We start from the raw sequence: 19,049 nt of genomic DNA on the forward strand, positions 1-19,049 counted from the left end.
GACGCCGGCGCACGATCGCGCGTACGGTGGCCGACATGATCTCCTGACGCCCCGCCCGGACCAGTGCGTGGAGCCTTCGCCTCCCCCGGCCCGGAACCGTCGTCCGTGCACCGCCGTCATCCGGCCGTGCCCTCGCATCCCCGGGGTGATCTCTTGTCACGACTGTCGCTGTCCCCTGTGTCTCTGCCTGCCGCTCCTGCCACGCCCGCACTGCCCGCGCAGGAATCCCAAGTCCGCAGCACCGATCACGTACCGTCCGTCATCGGCGCCCAGGGGCTCACCCGGCTCCGCGAGGGCCGGGCCGTGCTCGACGACCTCACCTTCGACGCCCGCCCGGGCGACCGGATCGGCGTCATCGGCGAGAACGGGGCCGGGAAGAGCACACTGCTGCGGATCCTGGCCGGCCTCGAGGATGCCGACGAAGGCAGTGTTCTCGTCCCGGCGGATGTCGGCACGTTGCACCAGGAGCTGCCGTACCCACCGGAAGCGACCGTCGGTGCGGTCGTCGAGGACGCTCTGGCCGGCGCCCGCCGCATCCTGGCCGATCTCGATGCCGCCGCAACGGATCTCGCCGAGGGAAACGCGGGTGCGGAACACCGGTACACCGAGGCGCTCGACGCTGCCGAGGCCGAGAACGTGTGGGACGCCGAGCGTCACGCCGACCTTGTGCTGTCCGGGCTCGGTCTGGACCCGACGGACCCCGGCCGCACGGTCGGCACGCTCTCCGGTGGCCAACGGGCCCGACTCGGGTTGGCGGCTCTGCTGGTGCGCCGACCGAGCGCCCTGCTGCTGGACGAGCCGACCAACCATCTGGACGACAGTGCGGTCGACTTCCTGATCGACGAGCTGAAACGGATGCGTGGGGCGGTCGTGGTGGCCGGGCACGATCGGTACCTGCTCGACGAGATCTGCACCGGGATACTCGATCTCGATCCGTCGCGCGGCGGAGCCACCTTCTACGGTGGTGACTACCGGCACTACCTACGGGAGCGGGAGATCGAGCTGCAGGCGTGGCGGTACCGGTACCGCACCGAACAGGAGGAGCTGCGGTCCTTGCGGCACTCCGTCGACGTGACCAGCCGGCAGGTCGGGCACCACCGGCCGATCCGGGACAACAACAAGATGAGCTTCGGTCTCATCGGCAACCGTGTGGAGCAACAGATCTCACGGCGCATCCGGGCGGCGACCGGCCGGCTGGAGGATCTCACCGAGCGGCAGGTCGCACCACCGCCGGAACCCTTGCGACTGGACGCCGTCCTCACCACCGCGCCGGGAGAGGACGGGATCGCCCTGCGGGCCATCGATGTCGGTGTCCGGAACAGGCTGCGGCCCACCTCGCTGCGGATCTCGCGGACCGGACGGCTGCTGATCACCGGCGGCAACGGGTGCGGCAAGTCGACCCTGCTCACCGTGCTGCAGGGTGACCTGGAGCCGACCGCCGGCGTGCTGGAACGCGGACCCGGCATCCGCACCGGCCTGCTCCGGCAGGACGTCGACCTCGACCGGTCGGCGAGCTCGCGGCAGCTCTACGACGCCGCGGGCGGCGCCGGGAGTGCCCGCCCGCTGGTCGATCTCGGCCTGATCGCCGAGCGTGACCTGGACCGCCCGGTCGGCGTGCTCAGCATCGGCCAGCAGCGCCGGGTCGCCCTCGCCCTGCTCATCGCGGTGGCGCCCGACGTGCTGCTGCTCGACGAGCCCACCAACCACCTGTCACCGGCACTGGCCGATGACCTGGAGGAGGCACTCGGCGCGGCGCCGGGCGCGATCGTGGTGGCCAGCCACGATCGCTGGCTACGCCGGCGGTGGTCCGGCGAGGAGCTCGCCCTGACCTGACCGGCGCCCGAGATGGTGAGCGCTGCGAACAGTCGCTGCACAATGGGGACGTGTCCGCCCCACTCACCCCGCCGCGCGCCGCACGGGCCGCGGTGGCCGTGCAGTTCGCGACGATGGGCTGCATCACCGGCAGCTGGGCGGGCCGGATCCCGACGGTGCGGGCGCAGACCGGCCTGGACGACGCCGGGTGGGGGCTCGCGACGGTCGCCGGCACCATCGGCAGCCTGCTGTCGATGGTGCTGGTGCTCACCCTCATCGGCCGGGTCGGTCCGCGGCGCACCGCGACCGCGGGGGCCGTCCTGCTGGTCGTGGACGCCCCGCTGCTCGCCGCGGCGCACCACCCCGCGCACCTGGTGATCGGACTGCTGGTGCAGGGCGTCGCGACCGGATTGCTGGCGCCGGCGATGAACGCCCAGGCCGTCGTCGTGGAGCGGGAGTACCGGCGCCGCATCATGTCCGGCTTCCACGCCTGCTTCAGCCTCGGTCAGCTGACCGGTGGCCTGATCGGTGCGGTGTCCGCACGGCTCGGGGTCGTACCGACCGTGCAGCTGGCGGTGACCGGCGCCGTGCTCCTGGTGTTGCTGCTGATCAGCCGGGGCCGGTTGCCCGCGGATCCGCCGACCCGGCCGGCGGAGACCAGGCGCAGGCTCCGCGCCCGGTTCACCCCGCAGCTGACGCTGCTGGCGGTGATCGCCCTGCTGGCGTCGGTCAACGAGGGCTCGGCGGTGCAGTGGAGTGCCCAGTACACCGCCGGCACGTTGCTGGCCGGCGGCGGCGCCGGGGCGCTGACCTTCAGCGCGTACTCCGTGTCCATGGTGCTGGCCCGCGCGGTCGGCGACCGGGTGGTGGGCCGGCTCGGCCGCCGCCGGTTCCTCGTGTGCTCCGAGTTGCTGGTCGCCACCGGCATGACCACCGGGCTGCTGCTCGGCTCGGTCACCGGAGCGGTGATCGCTTTCGTCGCCCTCGGTCTCGGGTCGGCCTGCATCGTCCCGACCGTGATGGGCCTGGCCGGCAACCAGCCCGGGACCACCGCCGGTGAAGGGGTGTCCGTGGTCTCGCTCGGTCAGTGGCCGGCGTTCCTGATCGGGCCGCCGCTGATCGGTGCGGTGGCCGGGCTGATCGGACTGCGCGGGGCTCTCGGGGTGCTGGTGGTCGCCGCGCTGGCGATCGTCCTGCTCGCCCGGTTCGTCCGGGAGCCGGCATCCGACGAGATGGTGGCCGCGGCCGGCGGGCGGGCCTCCACCGTCTACCCGGCGGACGGTCCCGGCTGAGCCTCGGCGGCCGGGGCCACCGCCGCGGCCGGCACGTCGGGCATCCGCCGGAACCGCGGGTGGACCAGGACGAACACCGCGACCACCGCCATCACCCCGGTCCCGACCATCACCGGCAGGGGTGGCCAGACCCCGTACAGGGCGGTACCGAGGGTCGGCGCGATCACGAAGGTGAGTCCGCTGGTGGCACCGATCAGCCCGGCCAGCCCGCCCTGCTCCTCGCGCCGCACCAGCAGTGACGGTCCCGCCGTGTACCCCGGCATCGCGATGCCCAGACCCAGCCCGATCAGCAGCATCGCGACGAACAGCGGCACCGCTCCGGCGTCCGGGATCAGCACCGCGAACCCGGCGAGCGCGACGAGACCACCGACCCGGAGCAGGATCTGCGGTGACCAGCCGGTCCGCGGCACCACCACGGCCTGCGCGAGGACCATGCCCACACCGGCGGCGAGCAGTGCCCCGCCGGTGAGCACGCCCGCGGTACGGGTGTCGACGCCCAGTCGGTCCTGCACCAGGAACCCGGTGATCACCTGGACGAAGCCCAGCGCGGTGAACATCCCGAACCCGGCCACCAGGAACGGCCACACCCTCCGGTCGAACGGGCTGACCCGGGCCGGTTGCTCGATCAGCTCGGTCCGTGACTCCCGGCGCAGTTTCGTGCCCAGCAGCACCAGGCCGACGGCCAGCAGCACCGGCACCGCGACCAGCGGCACGATGAGTCCGATGGCGGCGAGCACGCCGCCCAGCACGGCGCCGCCGACCATCGCGATGCCCTGGACGGCACCGACCCCGGCCATGCCCTTCACCCGGGTCGGCTCGTCCGTCGTCACGTCGGCGATGTAGGCCTGCGCGGTGGGCGGCACGGCCGCGATGGCGGTCCCGAACCCGATGCCGCGGAGCAGCACGAACAACACGAAGAGCACGCCCCCGCCCAGCATTCCGCGCATGCCGAACCAGGCCAGCAGGGCGAACAGCGCCATCGTGACCGCGGCCAGGCCGAAGGCGGCGACGAGCACCGGCTTGCGCCCCCAGGACTGGGACCGCCGGCCCCAGACCTGGCTGGTGAGCACGACCATCACGGCCGCCGTGCTGATGGTGACGCCGATCTGCCACTCCGCGAGCCCGACCTCGCGGGCCAGCGGGGCGATGATCGGGTTCAGCGTCATCTGACCCAGATAGATCAGGAAGACCGCGCCGAGCAGGAGTGGGATCTGTGGCCGGGTACCGGTTCCCGCATCGGTGGCGGTCATCGTCAGGAGTCGTCCGATCCCGGGCGGACGGCCGGACCGGCGCGCACCGACCCGTCGTGCGTGTGAAGTTAGGGCACCCTAACACGCCCTCCGGCACGTGCGGAACGGCGCCCGCTCAGCCGATGTCGGCCAACCGCACCCAGGCCCCGGTCTCCAGGGAGCGGGACATCGCGTCCAGGGTCACCGCGCTGCGGACGGCGTCCGCGACGGTCGCACCGTGCGGTGTCCCGGTCGCGATGGAGGTCAGGAAGGCCGCACCCTCGATCACCTTCAGGTCGTCATAGCCCATGCTGGTCGCCGCGCCCGGTTGGAAGAGTCCGTAGTCACCGGCTCCCGGGCCGACGTAGACGGTCGACACGGGCTGGTCCTGGTAGGCGTCACCGGTGCTGACCCCGAGCTCGCCCATCCGCCGGAAGTCCCACAGCAGGGCGCCCCGGGTGCCGTGGATCTCGAAGCCGTAATTGTTCTGCTCGCCGACGGCGACCCGGCTCGCCTCCAGCGTCGCGCGGGCACCGCGGGCGAAACGCAGCAGCGCGCTGACGAAGTCGTCGTTCTCCACCTCGCCGAGCACCCCACCGGTCGACCGGCCGTGGCCGCTGGTGGCGCCGGTGGGCAGCGACCGCTGCGGCACGAAGATCGCGGTGTCGGCCACCACGGCGTCGATGTCGCCGAGCAGGTGGTACGCGAGATCGACACCGTGCGAGGCGAGATCGCCCAGCACTCCGTTGCCGCCACGCTCCCGCTGGTAGCGCCAGGTCAGGTTGCCGTCCGGGTGCGCGGCGTAGTCCGACAGCAGCCGGAACCGGGCATGCGTGACCTCGCCGATCGCGCCGTCGGCGATCATCCCGCGGGCCGCCTGCACTGCCGGGGCATTCCGGTAGTTGAAGCCCACCGCGCTCTGCACACCGGCCATGGTCACCGCGTCCAGCACGGCACGGGCGTCAGCTGCGGTCAGCCCGACCGGCTTCTCGATCCACAGGTGCTTGCCGGCGGCCGCGACCGCGCTGCCGATCTCCCGGTGCAGGAAGTTCGGCGCGGTCACACTGATCGCACCGATCTCCGGGTCCTCGAGCAGCGCCCGCCAGTCGGCGACACCGCGGCGGAAGCCGAAGCGCGCCGCGGCCTCCTCCGCACGCCCCGGGACGTCGTCGGCCACCGCGACCAGCTCGGGCACCAGGGCGAGATCGCTGTAGTGCTGGGCGATCCTGGTGTAGGCCTGGGTGTGGACGCGCCCCATCCAGCCGAAGCCGATGACCCCGACGCCGATGCGTCCCGTGCTCGCCGACATTGCCGTGCTCCATCCGGATCGGTGGTGGTCCGGTCGGGGTTGACCGCCGGCGTCCGCAGCTCGGGAGCTCCGGTTTGGACCGGTCCAAAGTTGCTGGACCAGCTTCCGTCCTGCGGCTCCGGCTGTCAAGTGCCGGGATCGCGGGAGCGGCCTGCGGATACGATCGCCGCCGGAACCCGACGCGCAGCTGGAGGCCCGCACTGACCGCTCCCCCGCCCCGACCACCGACCATCCGGGACGTGGCGGCACTGGCGGGCGTCTCGAAGTCACTGGTGTCCCTGGTGCTGCGGGACGCACCCTCAGTCAGCCCAGCCAAGCGCGAGGCGGTCCGGGAAGCGATGCAGCAGTTGGGGTATCGGCCCAACCTGACCGCCAGGCAGCTGACCGAGCGGCGCACCCGGACGATCGGCGTGCTGCTCAACGACCTGCGCAACCCCTGGTTCGTCGACGGTCTGGCGACAGCGACCGCCGTCCTGCGCGCCGAGGGCTACCGCCTGCTGCTCGCCGACGGCCAGCTCGACGCCGATGCGACCGAGGACGTGCTCTCCGGCTTCGCCGATCTGCGGGTGGACGGCGTGCTGCTGCTCGGCACGCTCGCCGACACCCCGGCGACCCTGGAGACGGCGCGGTCCCTGCCCACCGTCGCCGTCGGCAACCGGGACCTCGGGTCACCGGTACTCGATGTCGTCGCGGGTGACGACGTGCACGGGACCCGTTTGGCCGTCGATCATCTCGTGCAGCTCGGGCACCGGAGGATCGGTCACGTCGCCGGTAGCCTCGGCAAGGTCGCGGCACTCCGGCACCAGGCGTTCCTCGAACGGACCGCGGAGTCCGGCATCGAGGGATCGGTGGCCACCGGGGAGATGACGGAGCAGGGTGGTCGTGCCGCCGGCCTGGAACTGCTGCGCAGCAGCACACCCACCGCAGTGGTCGCGGTCAACGACATCGCCGCGGTCGGCGTCCTGTCCGCCGCGCGCGAACTGGGACTCCATGTCCCGCAGGACCTCTCGCTGGTCGGCTACGACAACTCGGCGCTGGCCCGGCTCGAGCACCTCTCGCTGACCAGCGTGGAGAACGACCTGCCTGCGATCGGCGAGCTGGCCGCCCGGGCCCTGCTCGACCGCATCGACGACCCGGCCCGGCCGGCCGCCACCCATCTCACCGTGCCGCACCTGGTCGTCCGCGGGACCAGCGCCCCGCCGCCCCGCGGCTGAGATCAGACCGCGAAGACCGACATCATCCCGGTCAGTCCCAGCAACGTGGAGGCGGTGGTGGACGAGCTCTGCCACTGGAACCGGTAGGTGTAGCTCTGCCCGGTAGTCAGCCCGGTGACCAGGTACTCGGCCGCGACCGCGATGGCCGCCGTCGAGTTCTGCACGAACTTCTTCGCACCGCCGGTGGGCACCCTGTTGTCGGCGCCCATGATGCCGAACTGGATGCCCACCGCGGTCTTCCCGCACTTCACCGTCGCGTTGCAGCGGACCAGGACCGACCCGGACGCCGGTGCGGTGAAGGTCACCGCGACCGGCCCGCCGCCGTCGGCGAGCACGTTGGTCTGGGTGGTCATCGTGGTGGTCTGGTCGGTGGACGCACCGGCCGCGACGCCGAGCAACGATCCCGGAGCGGGACCGGAGGGCGTCCCGGTCGGGCTCACCGTGGCCGACATGGCATTGGCCTCGTCGTCGTAGACGAAGGCGATACCGGTCTGCGTGCCGGCGGCGAACATCGCGGCGACCGCGTCCTGCACCGCCTCCGGATCCGTCACCGGCGCTCCGGTGACCGTGGCGGACAACGCGTTCAGCTCGTCGTCGTAGGCGAAGGCGATACCGGTCTGCGTGCCCGCCGCGAACATCGCCGCGACCGCGTCCTGCGCGCCTTCCGCATCGAGTCCACCGCCGGCCCCGGTGACCGTCGCCGACATCGCGTTGAGGTCGTCGTCGTAGGCGAAGGTGATGCCGGTCTGCACGCCGGCGGCGAACATCGCGGCGATGGCGTCCTGTGCACCCTCGGCGTCCAGGCCGGGAGTGGTGGTCCCGCCAGGGTTCCCGCCACTGGTCCCGGCGCCGACGTGCGCCACGTACGACGTGCCGGTGGCGGTGTGTGCGGAAGAGTAGTTGGCGACGGTGTTGCCGGCCAGGTCGTTGTCGTAGACCACCAGGTCGACCGCGGTCTTCGCGCCGGTGAAGGCGAGGCCGGTGCCGGGTGCGCCCATCGAGGTGTTGCGCAGCACCCGGAGCCGCTGGGTGTCGCTGGTGACGGTGATCCCGTCGCGCAGGGTCGAGGCCGGATCGGTCCCGTTGTCCCGCAGGATGTTCCCCTCGATCGTCATGTCCGCGATCGCGGTGAACCCGGCCGTGGTCGAGGCGCCGACGTAGATGCCGGTCATCGAGTTGCTGACGATCTCGTTGCCGCGGACGGTGATGCCCGGGCCGAGACGGGTGGTCGTCGAGGTCTTGAACATCCGGATGCCGCAGCCGGTGCTGCGACTGATCCGGTTGCCCTGCAACGTGTACCGGCCGTCGTCCGCCTGACCGATGACCACGCCACCGATCGAGTTGTCCCCGGTGCCGGCGGACCCGTTGCGGTCGATGATGCAGCCGGTGACCAGTCCGTCGTACCCCGCCTTCGGCGACAGGCCGGTGCCGTCGATCGAGACGCCGACCTTGAGGTTGCCGGAGATGGTGCATCCCGACACCAGGATGCCGCCGGTGCCGGCGTCGCGGAAGCCGAACCAATTGCCGGTCGAGGTGCAGCCGATCACCTTGTGACCGCGGGAGGCCACGGGCTCGTTGATGGTCGTGCTGACGGTCTGCTTCTCGAAGAAGATGCCGTGCACGGCGTTGCCGGTGGCGATGCAGCCGACCAGCGAGCCCTGCTCCAGCTCGAAGGCGCCGGTGCCGATGCCGAACCCGGAGCCGCCGAGCATGCCGTTACGGTTCAGGCCCAGCACGGACGCCGCCCGCCCGCAGTTCTCCGCGTAGCAGCCCTCGAAGAGGTAGTCGCGGATGAAGTCGACGCCGAACCCGCTGGCCCAGGTGTTCCGCACGGTCACGTTGCGCCAGACCGGGCGCAGCATGTGCTGGATGAAGAAGCCCTTGATGTAGGTCTGGTAGCTGGTGAAGGTCTGGTTGATCCCGTCGATGGTGAATTCCTGGAACGTGCAGTCCGTCATCGGGTTCGTCGGCCCGCTCGCCGACCCGGCCTGCCGCCGGATGGCCGCGGCACTGCCGAAGGGCAGCAGCACCGTCTGCACCCGGGACTCGCCGCGCATGCCGACGCCCGACCGCCAGTTCAGCGGGGCGTCGAGCCGGTAGCGGCCCGCCGGAAGGTAGATCTGCGTCGGGATGCCGTTCGCGGCGTAGGCATTGCCGACGCTGTCGATGGCCCGCTGCAGGATGGTCGACACCGAGGCGGACCCGTCCAGCAGCAGCGTCTCGCCGGAGTTGACGTAGTCCCGCACGTCGACGGTGGCCATGATCTTCTCGGACACCGGGATCGCGCCGGACAGCGGCGCGGTGGCCACCAGCCCTCCGGTGACGGCGGTGCCGACGACGGCACCGCGCAGCAGCTGACGGCGGGCGAGCGCCATGGTTCCCCCCTGGACGAACGGCGAACGAAGGACGGCAGAACACGGCCGACCGCGCCCCGGACGCGATCACCGTCTCCATTCCTACCGCACGCACAGTCACCGGCGATCCGCCGAGTGGGGGTCAGCCTTTGGGCCGACAGGGTGAATGGGCACGTGAGCCCACATACGTAGAGTGCCGAACCGGCGCGGAGGTGTGGCAGGAGCCACGTCCGCGCCGGCCGGCGGATGAACGGCCGGCGGCCGTTCAGGGTTGGCCGTCGTGCGTCAGGGGCGCGACTCGCAGCCGACCCCGTCACCGTCCCGATCGAGCTTGCGGCTGTAGCCGGGCTCGCCCGCGCGGATCGGCCGGCCGATGGTGTTCCAGACGTCGGTGCAGTTGGCGTAGGTCACCGACGGCGCGGGGGTCGGGGCGGGGGTGCTGACCGGGGGCTTCGGCGCGGTCACCGGCGGCTTCGGGGCGGCCTTCTGCACCACCTTCGCCGGAGCACTGGTGGCCCCGAAGAACGACGGCGAGTCGCCGAACCAGGTCCGGAAGTACTGCGCACCCGACGTCGTCCGGAACAGCGCCTTGCCGTTCGCGGCCACCTGCACGTAACCCGCGGTCGTCCACGGCCCCGCCGCGGACGGCGCCGATTGCACCCCGACCACCCGGTTCGCGTAGGCGATGAAACCCTTGCCGGCGGCAAAACGACGCGCATCCACGGTCACGCTGGTGACACCGCTCGTACGGGATGCAGCGGTGCCGGCGTAGGACGCGTACTTGATCGTCGTGGTCGAGTGCTTCCAGCGCAGCAACCAGGCGTCGTTGGTGTGGCCGTACCCACCCGAGGTGGCATAGACCCCCGGGCGGAGGTCCCACGTGCCGATGGTGGCAGTCGCGACCCGGGTCCGGTTCCAGATGATCTGCGCTACCAGGGGCGACGGACCGGAGAGATCGACGGTCGCCCATTCGAACCGGCCCTCACAACCGGTCAGGCGCACCGGGAGCTGGGTGACGTCCGCCCGGATGGAGAGGCGGGCCGGGAACTGGGCCGTCACTGCACATGTCGGCAGAGCGACCGACGCCGCCGGCACCGGGGCTGCGGTGGCTCCACCCACCATCCCGGTGAGCAGGGCGGCGGAGGTGGCCAGGACGGTGGCGCCGGCGAGTGCCGCGCGCCGGATCCGCTGGGTCAGGACGTGCATGGAGGACCTGTTCTCTCTCGTTCTCGTCGTCGAGCACGGAGCCGAGGGCATGGCGAGACCGCCTGGTGTCGCTGGAATGTCCCCACCGCTCCGCCGCGGGCACCGGCCCGCGTCCGCGCGGCGTCCCGATCACCCCCGGACGGCCGCGCACCAGGACGGTAACCCGTCGGCGTGGGGCTGCCCGAACGCCCGGAGCCGGATTCACCTACCCCACAAGGGATGTCCGAGCCATCGAGTGATCGGAGACCGGAACGCTCACCGAGCGTCACGGCGACCACCGGCGAGGCGACCCCTGACGGGTGACGAGAGCCGACCACCCGATCGTGGCCGTGTCGCAGCGTCGTGATCATGACGGTGACCTGGGACGACCCCGCGGGATCGGGCGCTACGGTTCCGCCCATGGGACGAATCGGACGTGGCTGGAGCCTGACGAAGAAGAGCTGGTCGGTGGTGCGGTCCGACCCCGCGCTGATCGGCTTCACCATGCTGTCGGTGCTGGCCGGAATCGTCTGCGCCGCACTGTTCCTCGGCACCGGTGTCGGCCTGGTGGTGATGACCGACGCCGACTGGGTGGCCGTCCCGGTCCTTGTGCTCGGCGCCTATGTCCTCACCGTCGTCGGGACGTTCGCCGGTGTCGCGCTCACCTGCGGCGCGGTCGATGCGCTGGACGGGCGTCCCGCGAACCTGCGGGACTGCCTGCGGGAGGCCACGTCCCGGCTGCCGCTGGTACTGCGCTGGGCCGGCGTCCGGTTCGGAGTCGGTGTGCTCATCTCGATCCTGGAGGCCCTGCTGAAGGACGGTGCCGGCCAGGTCACCAGCCAGATCGTCGGCGGGCTCGCCGGTTTCGCCTGGCGGGTGGCCACCTTCTTCGTCATCCCGGCCATCGCCATCGAGCGGCTGGCCCCCAAGGCGGCGTTCAAGCGGTCCACCTCGCTGATCCGGTCACAGTGGGGCGAGGGGCTCACCGGGACGATCGCCATCGGCGCGATCTTTGGCCTGCTCGGTGTGCTGCCAGGCTTCGTGCTGATCGGCCTGGGCGTCGTGGCCGCCAAGTCGTTCCTCGCCCTCGGGGTCGTGCTGATGATCGTCGGCGGCGTGCTCGCCGCAGTCGCCATGCTGCTGCAGTCGACAGTGATGGCCGTGTTCAAGGTGGCCCTGTACCGGTACGCCATGGACGGCACCGTGGTCGCCCCGTTCACCGCCGAGGAACTGCAGCACGCCTTCCTCTCGCGTCGTCGCACCGGAGCGCTGGCCGGCCGCCACAGCTGATCCGACCGTTCTCCGGCCCGGAATCGGCGGCCCCATGCAACCCGCACGGGGCCGTCGTCCGTCTCCGCAGTGGTCCCGCCCGGGACCACCATCGGGAGGGACAGCACATGGGCCGACGCATCCTGATCGCCGCGGTCATCACCGGGGCAGTGCTGCTCGCCGGATGCGGCGCACGGGCCGCCACCGGTGGACCGAGACCCCGTCACCGGAGACCACGTCACCGGAAACCACGGCACCGTCGTCGTCGACCTCGACACCGCCATCAACGCCGAGCAGCACCTCGTCCGCCGTCCCGCCCGCCGAGTGCCCCGCGGAACTCGGCGAGATGTCCGGCGACTGGATGGATGCCTTCCCGGTTCCGCCCGTTCCCGGACCGGCCGACCGGCTTGTCCCGGCGCTGATCCCGACCGCCGCCCTGCTCTGCTCCTACCTCGGGTCCAACATGACCTCGAACAGCGGGCTGCCGTTGACCGACTCCGTCGACCTCGCCGGTGCTCTCGACGAACTGGTGGACGAACTGCGCTGGATCCCGGCCCGGGCCCCCGGTGAGACAAAGGCCTGCTCGGCCGCCGGGGGCCCACAGACCAACTACCTGCTCGCCCTGGAGTACGACGGTGCACCCACCGTCTGGGTCTCCTCCGCCGAGGATCCCAACTCCTGCGTCGGCGTCGGCAACGGTACCTTCAGCTCCGATGTGAACCTGGGGCCCCGGATGACACAGGTCATGAAGACCGGCGCCTGGCCCGCAGCGGTGCCGGAACCCGGCTCCGAGCGATGCACCGCCGGTGGCGGCCGGTTCGGCCAGCAGGAGAAGATGGTGCCGGCCGGCGTCGTCTCCGCCGAGATCTGCCGGACCGAGGGTGAGGAACTCGACCGGGTCGAGATCACCGACGGTGTCGACGATCTCGTGGATGCGCTCAACGCACTCCCGACGATTCCCTCCGAGTCCGGATGTGTCGGGACCGAGGCCCCTGCCGACGGTGGGCGTCCGACCCCGGTGATGTACTCGCTCGTCTTCCACTATGCCGAAGGTCCGGCGGTCCCGGTCCGGGTCATCGTCGACTGCGACCCGGCGATCGACAACGACAGCCTGGCCGCCCGCGACGCGAGCACCGTCATCCCGGTGCTCGACGCACTGCTCGCCGCGGGCTGACCAGGCTGTGTTGAGCAGGGGTCCTCAGCAGATGACCACCATGAAGAACGAGGTGTCGTGCTGCGTGTAGGGCGAGTACTGGTCGTGGATGAAGACATTCACCGAGTTCGTCCCGGCCGGCCCGGTGGCGACGACCCAGTTGTAGGCGTAGGGCGTGACCTGGAAGGCGCACCGGGAGATGTTGCGGTCGAAGGTGACCGTGTAGTTGCCGGTGCTGCTCCGCGAGGAGGAGACGGCACGGGTGGTGCCCCAGTCGAGGCTGCCGTCGACGTCGACGAACGCGGCCATCTGCGGCGCGTAGTAGCCGGTGACGTCGATGACCAGGTCGGTCGGGCCGGCGAAGTTCTTCACCGTGAGGTGCGGGCCGTTCGGCGAGCGGATCGGCAGGGTCGCGCCGGTGCCGGTGCTGATGGTGCCGTAGTTCAGCACGGTGGACGTGACCTCCGGGGTACCCGCAGCCCAGGCGCGCATGAAGCCGACGGACGACGGGTCGACCGCGGTCATGCTCACGGTGACTGCCGTTGCACTGGACGGGATCCCGCACCCGCCGGACTTGCCGCCCTGTGGCGCGAACCCGGTCGTGCCGCTGACGTAGTAGCTCTTGGTGCTCCCGCTGGACAGTGGCGACTGACCACCGAACCGGGTGTCGACGATCCGGCACGGGGCGACCGAGGCGTAGATCGCGTCCATCTGCACGGGCAACTGGAAAGCAGTCCCGCCTCCGGGGGCAGCCCCGCCCGGTGGCTCGTTGGAGCCGTCCGGCCCGGATGAGCCGGAGGCACCGGTCATTCCGAGGGTCACCAGGCACAGCACGGTCACCACTGCGGTGACCGACGAACGGACAAGACGGTGCATCGGAACCTCCCGGGTCAGGCCTCGACGGACCGGGTCCGGTCCGCCGTGGTCCACGCGAGGGGCGACGGCGGCGACAGAGACCTCCGCCCAGCAGGTTCCACCGGATGCTGAGCCGCTGTCGCCCGGTCGGACTACCGTCGGCGGATGGACACTCCCGACCCCGACCGGACACCGCCGGGCCTGACCCTGGTGCTGGATGCCGTGGACACCGCGCTGATCGCCCGGTTCTGGGCGGCCGCCCTGCGGTACGACCTGCAGGACCCGGTGGACGTGTACCAGGTGCTGACGCCGCCGCAGTCCGGACCGGTCCTGCTGGTGCAGCGGGTCGGTGCACCCAAGTCCGGCAAGAACCGGATGCACCTGGACCTGCACGTGAGCGATGCGGATGCGGAGTGCACCCGCCTGGAACGGCTGGGCGGCAGTCGGATCGGCACCGGCGCACTGGGCGACGTCCGGTGGGTCACCATGGCCGATCCGGAGGGCAACGAGTTCGACGTCGTCCAGGACCCGCCGGACTGACCTGCCGCCCGGCGATCACGTGGGATGTGATGATCAGCAGGTGATGTCACCGAAGCGCCACGCCCTGACCGCCGTCGCCGCCCTCTGTCTGGCACTCACCGCCGGTTGCGGTTCCGACAGCGGCGGCGCAGGCACCACGACACCTGCCCCGACATCGACCTCCGCGTCCGTCGCACCGGCCGGCCAGGGGGCGCCGCGGGTCACCGACAAGGCGGACAACGCCGGCATCAGCCTGACCGCCGGGGCCGATGCGTTCACGCCGGCCGCGGTGGCGATCCCGGTCGGCGGCACGGTCACGATCAAGGTGGGCGACGGCGCCGAGCACGAGATCATCGTGGGCACCGAGGCGCCGTTCACCCTGGCCGCGGGTGACACGAAGATCTTCGCGTTCGATTCCCCCGGCACCTTCGACATCGGTGACATCCGGACCAAGGCGCAGGCGGTCGTCACCGTCGGCTGAGCACAGAACCCTTGCCGGGAAGAGACTTCCGCGAATCTCAGCCGGAGACTGCGCGCCGCGAGGTGCGGCTCCGACCCCGCACTGCGGCTCCGGTCATCGACGACACCATCGCCCGGTAGGCATCCAGCGAGCGCTCGCCGTTGGCCAGGTCACCGGTGATCAGGTAGTCGACGATGATCCCGCGCAGGGTGGCCAGGGTGAGCCGGGAGACGGTGCGGGCGGCGGACTCCTCCATGCCGTCCGCCTCCGCCGCGACCGTGAAGAAGTGCACCCAGCCGTCGACCGCCGTACTGGCGAAATCGTCGAACCGGTCGGGCTCCTCGAACCGGCGCGAAGCCATGTGGAAGAACAGCTGCATGTCGCTGATGTGGCCGGCATGCACGTAGTAGTTCCAGAACCGGCCGATCGCCTCGTCGAGCCCGATCGGCGGCGGCGCACCGAGCAGCGCGATGGTGTCGTTCCGGAGCAACTTCATCACCCGGCCGAGCAGTTCGTCCCGGCTGCCGAAGTGGTAGATCAGCATCCGACTGGACGTGCCGAGGTCGGCGGCGATCGCACCCAGGGCGAAGCCCTCCGGACCGCGGTCCCGCAGGATCTGGGTGATGGCCGGCAGCATCTCCGAGGCCTTCGAGTCGGCCTCCAGCGACCGCGGTGAGCGGACGTGCTTCCGCTCCGCTGCCCCCGGTCCGGTCATGCCGGACAATGTAGCCGTTCCGGCGGCTTCCGGGACTACGCCTGCGTGGTCGTGGTGCATCGGACGCGGTGTCCCGGCGCGATCTCCACCAGGCCGATCCCGTGGTCCGTGCAGGCCCCCGGGACCGGGCAGGCCGTGGCACCGGACACGCCGGCCATGTCACGGGCGACCGCGGCCGGGTCCCACCGCACTCGCGGGTCGATCGGCGGGACCGCATCGATGAGCGCCCGGGTGTAGGGATGCGCCGGCGCGGACAGGATGACCTCGGTCGGGCCGGTCTCCAACAACCGCCCGCGGTACATGACCAGCACGGTGTCCGCCAACCGCTGCACGCTGGACATGTCGTGGGTGACCATCAGGTAGCCGGTGCCGAACTCGTCCTGCAACCCGGCCAGTGTCGCGATCAGCCGGCTGCGCACCGTCTGGTCCAGACTGGCGGTCGGCTCGTCCAGCACCACCACGTTCGGCGAGGCCACCAGCGCCCGCGCGACGGCCACCCGCTGGGCCTGTCCGCCGGAGAGCTCGCGCGGTCGCCGGTCCAGGAAATCACCGTCCAGCCCGACCTTCTCGAGCACGGTGACGACCGCCGTCTCGGTGGCGTCCCGGTCCTTCACACCCAGCCGGCGGAGCGGCTCCGCCACCGAGCGGCGCACGCTCCACATCGGGTCCAGCGACTGGTCCGGATGCTGGAACACCATCTGCACCCGGGGCCGGTCGCCGATGTCGCCCACGGCCACGGGGGCGGTGAACGTACCGTCCGGCTCCCCGGTCCAGCCGATCGACCCGGCGGTCAGCTGTTGCAGGCCCGCGACCACCCGCGCGGTCGACGACTTGCCGGACCCGGACTCGCCGACCAACGCAACGGTGCACCCCTCCGGAATGCTCAACGAGACACCCTGTACGGCATGCACCTTCGTGCGGCCGCTGTAGATGACCGACGCATCGGTCAGGGTCAATGCCCTCATCCCGCCACCTCCCGCCCGGCCGCCCGGCCCTCGTGCACGGCCGTCGCGGCAGCCACCAGGTCCTGTGTGTACTGCTGGGTCGGCGCGTGGAAGATGTCGTCCACGCTGCCGGTCTCGACGATCCGGCCCCGGTACAGCACGACCACCCGGGTGCACATCTGGGCCACCACGCCGAGGTCGTGCGTGATGAACAGGACGCCGCGATTGCTGTCAGAGGTGGTGCGTCGGAACAGGTCCAGGATCTGCGCCTGCACGGTCACGTCGAGCCCGGTGGTCGGCTCGTCGGCGATCAACAGTTCCGGGTCGGCGGCGATCGCAAGCCCGATCATCACCCGTTGGTTCATCCCGCCGGAGAGCTCGTGCGGGTACGACCGGCGCACCCGCTCCGGGTCGTCGATCCCGACCGAGAGCAGCAGTTCCTCGACCTGCGCCGCCCCGGCCCGCCGCTGCCCGCGGGACCGCAGCAGCCGGATCACCTGGGCGCCGATCCGCATCGTGGGATTCAGCGCGCCACGCGGGTTCTGGAAGACGATCGAGATCCGCGGCCGGACCGACGTGCGCCCGGCGGTGAGGTAGGGGTCGCCGGCCAACGTCGCGGCGCCGGCCACCGGCACGATCGCCGGCGGCAGCAGGCCGGTCAACGCCAGCGAGGTCATCGACTTGCCGGAGCCGGATTCACCGACCAGGCCGACGATCTCGCCGCGGTCGACGGCGAAGGAGACGTCGCGCAGGATCTCCCGGCCGCCCGGTCCGTCCAGCGACAGGCCGGTCACCTCGAGCAGGGCGTCGCTCATCGGATACTCCTCTCCAGGCGGTCGCCGACGAGCTGGAACGCGGCGGCGGCGAGCAGGATCATCAGCCCGGGGAACAGCGCGGTCCACCAGTTGCCCAGCAACAGGTCTCCCGACCCGACGGCGATCATCTGCCCCCACTCCGGGGTGGGCGGCTGGACGCCGACACCGAGGAAGGACAGGCCCGCCAGGTCCAGCACCACCCAGCCGGCGATGAGCGAGGCCTGCACCAGCGGCGCCCGGAACGCGTTGGGCAGCACGTGCTGCAACGCCACCACCAGCGTCGGGGTGCCACTCACCCGGGCCGCGGCGACGAAATCGCGGGAACGGATCTCCAGCGCCTGCGCGCGGGTCAGCCGGACGAACTGCGGGATGTAGGCAATGGTGACGCCGATCGCGGCGTTGAGTGCGTTGTTGCCGAGGGAGGCCGCGATGACCAGAGCCAGCACGAAAGCCGGGAAGGCCATGAGGATGTCGGTGAGTCTCATGACGACCGCGTCGAACCGGCCACCGATGGTGGCGCTGATCGCCCCCACCACCGAGCCGATCGCCAGGCCGACCAGGGTCACCGCGACCGCGAGCAGCAGGTCGATCTGGATGGCGGCCATGGACCGGACGAAGATGTCCCGGCCGAAGGCGTCGGTGCCGAACCAGTGGCCCGCCGACGGTGCCTGCAGCACCGTCGACGGCGAGGCGACCGTGCCGTAGCCGGCGACGATCGGCACCACCGTGCCGAGCACGGCCATGGCACCCAGGATGCCGATGCCGACCACCAGGCCGATGTTGCGCGGGGCTTTCGGCACCATCCGGGCCGGACGGTCCTTGCGCTGCAGGGCGCGTGGCGTCAGGGTCGAGGTCATGCCGCCACCTCCGGGCGACGGGCCGACGGCCGGGTCCGGCGGGCCGCCGGTGCGGTGCGTACCCGCGGATCGACCACGGTGTAGAGGATGTCGAGCACGGTGTTGAGCAGCACGTAGATGATGCCGACCAGCAGCGCGAAACCGCGCAGGGCGTTCAGGTCGTGCGACTGCAGCGCCTGGTAGGCGTACTGGCCGATGCCCGGCCAGGAGAAGATCTGCTCGATGATGATGTTGCCGCCGAGCAGGTACCCGGCCACGATGGTGATGCCGGTGAGCACCGGCAGCAGGGAGTTGCGCAGCCCGTCCCGGAACAGGATCGAGGTGCTGCCGTAGCCGAAGAGCCTTGACGTGCGGGTGAAGTCGGAGTCGAGAGCGCGGATCGTCGACGACCGGACGTTCTTGATGATCGACGGCGTCACCACCAACCCGAGCACGAGGCACGGCAGCGCGATGGACCGCAGCGCCACCCCGGCCAGTTCCGGGTCACCGGCCAGCAGCGCGTCGACGACGTAGGAGCCGGTGACCGTGTCCGGGGCGTCGTACCCGCGCGGCAGCCGGCCGACCGGGCTGGGGAACCAGCCGAGGATGTTGCAGAACAGCAGCACCGCCATCAGGCCGACCCAGAAGGTCGCGGTGGAGGAGGCCAGCAGGGCGAAACCTCTGACCGCGCCGTCGGTCACACCGCCCGCCGAGCGAGCGGCCAGGGCGCCGAGCACGATGCCGACGACCAGCGCGATGAGCAGCGCGCCGAGGCTCAGCTCCAGCGAGGCTGGCAGCCGGTCCAGCAGCTCCTCGGTCACCGACCCCTGGGTACGGATCGACTGCCCGAAGTCGAACTGCACGACCCCGACGAGGTAGTTCCAGAACTGCACGGGCAGGGCGCGGTCGAGCCCGTACTGCACGCGGAGCGCCTGGATCTGCTCCTCGGTGGCGTACTGACCGGCCTGGGTGCGGGCCGCGTCGCCGGGCAGCAGGTAGGTGATCAGGAAGACCACGACCACCACCCCGGCGATGCTGATCAGCGCGAGACCCAGCCGGTGCGCGATGTACCGCAGCACGGCGCTCCT

17 protein-coding genes are annotated in these 19,049 nt (G+C 71.2%); 7 read left to right on the forward strand and 10 right to left on the reverse strand.

The annotated features are described in order from the left end of the window. Nucleotides 1-177 precede the first annotated feature (177 nt). Both GIS00_RS16105 and GIS00_RS16110 read left to right on the forward strand, forming a co-directional pair. The gene (locus tag GIS00_RS16105) at nt 178-1,833 is read left to right on the forward strand and encodes an ABC-F family ATP-binding cassette domain-containing protein (protein ID WP_322098024.1); all 1,656 of its coding nucleotides are present in this window, start codon (nt 178-180) and stop codon (nt 1,831-1,833) included. Between the two features lie 50 nt (nt 1,834-1,883). Beyond that, nucleotides 1,884-3,104 carry an MFS transporter gene (locus GIS00_RS16110; RefSeq protein ID WP_154769463.1) on the forward strand — a complete coding sequence of 407 codons (1,221 nt, stop codon included), beginning with the start codon at nt 1,884-1,886 and terminating at the stop codon, nt 3,102-3,104. On the opposite strand, the gene GIS00_RS16115 is transcribed toward GIS00_RS16110, so the two are convergent. Together GIS00_RS16115 and GIS00_RS16120 are read right to left on the reverse strand one after the other, a co-directional pair. Then, nucleotides 3,080-4,354 (reverse strand): MFS transporter, encoded by a 1,275-nt coding sequence (locus GIS00_RS16115; protein ID WP_154769464.1) that lies wholly within the window; start codon nt 4,352-4,354, stop codon nt 3,080-3,082. The genes GIS00_RS16110 and GIS00_RS16115 overlap by 25 nt on opposite strands. A gap of 115 nt (nt 4,355-4,469) precedes the next feature. After that, nucleotides 4,470-5,642, reverse strand: a complete 1,173-nt coding sequence (locus GIS00_RS16120; RefSeq protein ID WP_154769465.1) for a Gfo/Idh/MocA family protein — start codon at nt 5,640-5,642, stop codon at nt 4,470-4,472. 239 nt (nt 5,643-5,881) lie between these two features. Here GIS00_RS16120 and GIS00_RS16125 point away from each other — a divergent pair, with 239 nt between their 5' ends. Next, complete coding sequence (locus tag GIS00_RS16125) at nt 5,882-6,856, forward strand: LacI family DNA-binding transcriptional regulator (RefSeq protein ID WP_322098025.1); 975 nt, start codon at nt 5,882-5,884, stop codon at nt 6,854-6,856. Nucleotides 6,857-6,858: 2 nt separating this feature from the next. On the opposite strand, the gene GIS00_RS16130 is transcribed toward GIS00_RS16125, so the two are convergent. Beyond that, nucleotides 6,859-9,231, reverse strand: a complete 2,373-nt coding sequence (locus GIS00_RS16130; protein WP_154769466.1) for a right-handed parallel beta-helix repeat-containing protein — start codon at nt 9,229-9,231, stop codon at nt 6,859-6,861. Between the two features lie 264 nt (nt 9,232-9,495). Continuing rightward, a complete protein-coding gene (locus tag GIS00_RS16135) occupies nt 9,496-10,416 on the reverse strand; it encodes an excalibur calcium-binding domain-containing protein (protein ID WP_230313682.1) in 921 nt (306 codons plus the stop codon). A 399-nt stretch (nt 10,417-10,815) separates the two neighbouring features. Between GIS00_RS16135 and GIS00_RS16140 the strand changes: the two genes are divergently transcribed. Beyond that, nucleotides 10,816-11,685, forward strand: coding sequence for a DUF6159 family protein (locus tag GIS00_RS16140; RefSeq protein WP_154769467.1), 870 nt, complete (start codon nt 10,816-10,818; stop codon nt 11,683-11,685). 325 nt (nt 11,686-12,010) lie between these two features. Further along, complete coding sequence (locus tag GIS00_RS16145) at nt 12,011-12,838, forward strand: hypothetical protein (RefSeq protein WP_154769468.1); 828 nt, start codon at nt 12,011-12,013, stop codon at nt 12,836-12,838. A gap of 24 nt (nt 12,839-12,862) precedes the next feature. Here the strand turns inward: GIS00_RS16145 and GIS00_RS16150 are convergent, their stop codons facing one another. Beyond that, on the reverse strand, nt 12,863-13,693 hold the full coding sequence (locus tag GIS00_RS16150) for a hypothetical protein (RefSeq protein ID WP_154769469.1): 831 nt from the start codon (nt 13,691-13,693) through the stop codon (nt 12,863-12,865). 144 nt (nt 13,694-13,837) lie between these two features. Between GIS00_RS16150 and GIS00_RS16155 the strand changes: the two genes are divergently transcribed. Further along, entirely contained in the window at nt 13,838-14,212 is a 375-nt protein-coding gene (locus GIS00_RS16155) for a VOC family protein (protein ID WP_154769470.1), read from the forward strand. A gap of 40 nt (nt 14,213-14,252) precedes the next feature. Then, nucleotides 14,253-14,672 carry a cupredoxin domain-containing protein gene (locus tag GIS00_RS16160; RefSeq protein WP_154769471.1) on the forward strand — a complete coding sequence of 140 codons (420 nt, stop codon included), beginning with the start codon at nt 14,253-14,255 and terminating at the stop codon, nt 14,670-14,672. Nucleotides 14,673-14,709: 37 nt separating this feature from the next. Here the strand turns inward: GIS00_RS16160 and GIS00_RS16165 are convergent, their stop codons facing one another. From GIS00_RS16165 to GIS00_RS16185, 5 genes are read right to left on the reverse strand one after another with little or no spacing between them, the layout of a single operon-like run. After that, on the reverse strand, nt 14,710-15,366 hold the full coding sequence (locus GIS00_RS16165) for a TetR/AcrR family transcriptional regulator (protein WP_196073314.1): 657 nt from the start codon (nt 15,364-15,366) through the stop codon (nt 14,710-14,712). 35 nt (nt 15,367-15,401) lie between these two features. Then, on the reverse strand, nt 15,402-16,331 hold the full coding sequence (locus GIS00_RS16170) for an ABC transporter ATP-binding protein (RefSeq protein WP_154769473.1): 930 nt from the start codon (nt 16,329-16,331) through the stop codon (nt 15,402-15,404). After that, nucleotides 16,328-17,125 (reverse strand): ABC transporter ATP-binding protein, encoded by a 798-nt coding sequence (locus GIS00_RS16175; protein WP_154769474.1) that lies wholly within the window; start codon nt 17,123-17,125, stop codon nt 16,328-16,330. The genes GIS00_RS16170 and GIS00_RS16175 overlap by 4 nt, the downstream gene beginning before the upstream one ends. Then, the gene (locus GIS00_RS16180; RefSeq protein ID WP_154769475.1) at nt 17,122-17,982 is read right to left on the reverse strand and encodes an ABC transporter permease; all 861 of its coding nucleotides are present in this window, start codon (nt 17,980-17,982) and stop codon (nt 17,122-17,124) included. Before GIS00_RS16180 ends, GIS00_RS16175 begins: the two co-directional genes overlap by 4 nt. Next, complete coding sequence (locus GIS00_RS16185) at nt 17,979-19,040, reverse strand: ABC transporter permease (protein WP_154769476.1); 1,062 nt, start codon at nt 19,038-19,040, stop codon at nt 17,979-17,981. Before GIS00_RS16185 ends, GIS00_RS16180 begins: the two co-directional genes overlap by 4 nt. Between the last annotated feature and the right edge of the window lie 9 nt (nt 19,041-19,049).

This window comes from Nakamurella alba, assembly GCF_009707545.1.
GTDB classification, from domain to species: Bacteria; Actinomycetota; Actinomycetes; order Mycobacteriales; family Nakamurellaceae; genus Nakamurella; species Nakamurella alba.

Bases quoted from the DNA above. Each gene is read 5' to 3' on its own strand.
- GIS00_RS16115 (WP_154769464.1), bottom strand. From the start codon at position 4,354: ATGACCGCCACCGATGCGGGAACCGGTACCCGGCCACAGATCCCACTC.
- GIS00_RS16120 (WP_154769465.1), bottom strand. From the start codon at position 5,642: ATGTCGGCGAGCACGGGACGCATCGGCGTCGGGGTCATCGGCTTCGGC.
- GIS00_RS16130 (WP_154769466.1), bottom strand. From the start codon at position 9,231: ATGGCGCTCGCCCGCCGTCAGCTGCTGCGCGGTGCCGTCGTCGGCACC.
- GIS00_RS16135 (WP_230313682.1), bottom strand. From the start codon at position 10,416: ATGCACGTCCTGACCCAGCGGATCCGGCGCGCGGCACTCGCCGGCGCC.
- GIS00_RS16140 (WP_154769467.1), top strand. From the start codon at position 10,816: ATGGGACGAATCGGACGTGGCTGGAGCCTGACGAAGAAGAGCTGGTCG.
- GIS00_RS16145 (WP_154769468.1), top strand. From the start codon at position 12,011: ATGTCCGGCGACTGGATGGATGCCTTCCCGGTTCCGCCCGTTCCCGGA.
- GIS00_RS16150 (WP_154769469.1), bottom strand. From the start codon at position 13,693: ATGCACCGTCTTGTCCGTTCGTCGGTCACCGCAGTGGTGACCGTGCTG.
- GIS00_RS16155 (WP_154769470.1), top strand. From the start codon at position 13,838: ATGGACACTCCCGACCCCGACCGGACACCGCCGGGCCTGACCCTGGTG.
- GIS00_RS16165 (WP_196073314.1), bottom strand. From the start codon at position 15,366: ATGACCGGACCGGGGGCAGCGGAGCGGAAGCACGTCCGCTCACCGCGG.
- GIS00_RS16170 (WP_154769473.1), bottom strand. From the start codon at position 16,331: ATGAGGGCATTGACCCTGACCGATGCGTCGGTCATCTACAGCGGCCGC.
- GIS00_RS16175 (WP_154769474.1), bottom strand. From the start codon at position 17,125: ATGAGCGACGCCCTGCTCGAGGTGACCGGCCTGTCGCTGGACGGACCG.
- GIS00_RS16180 (WP_154769475.1), bottom strand. From the start codon at position 17,982: ATGACCTCGACCCTGACGCCACGCGCCCTGCAGCGCAAGGACCGTCCG.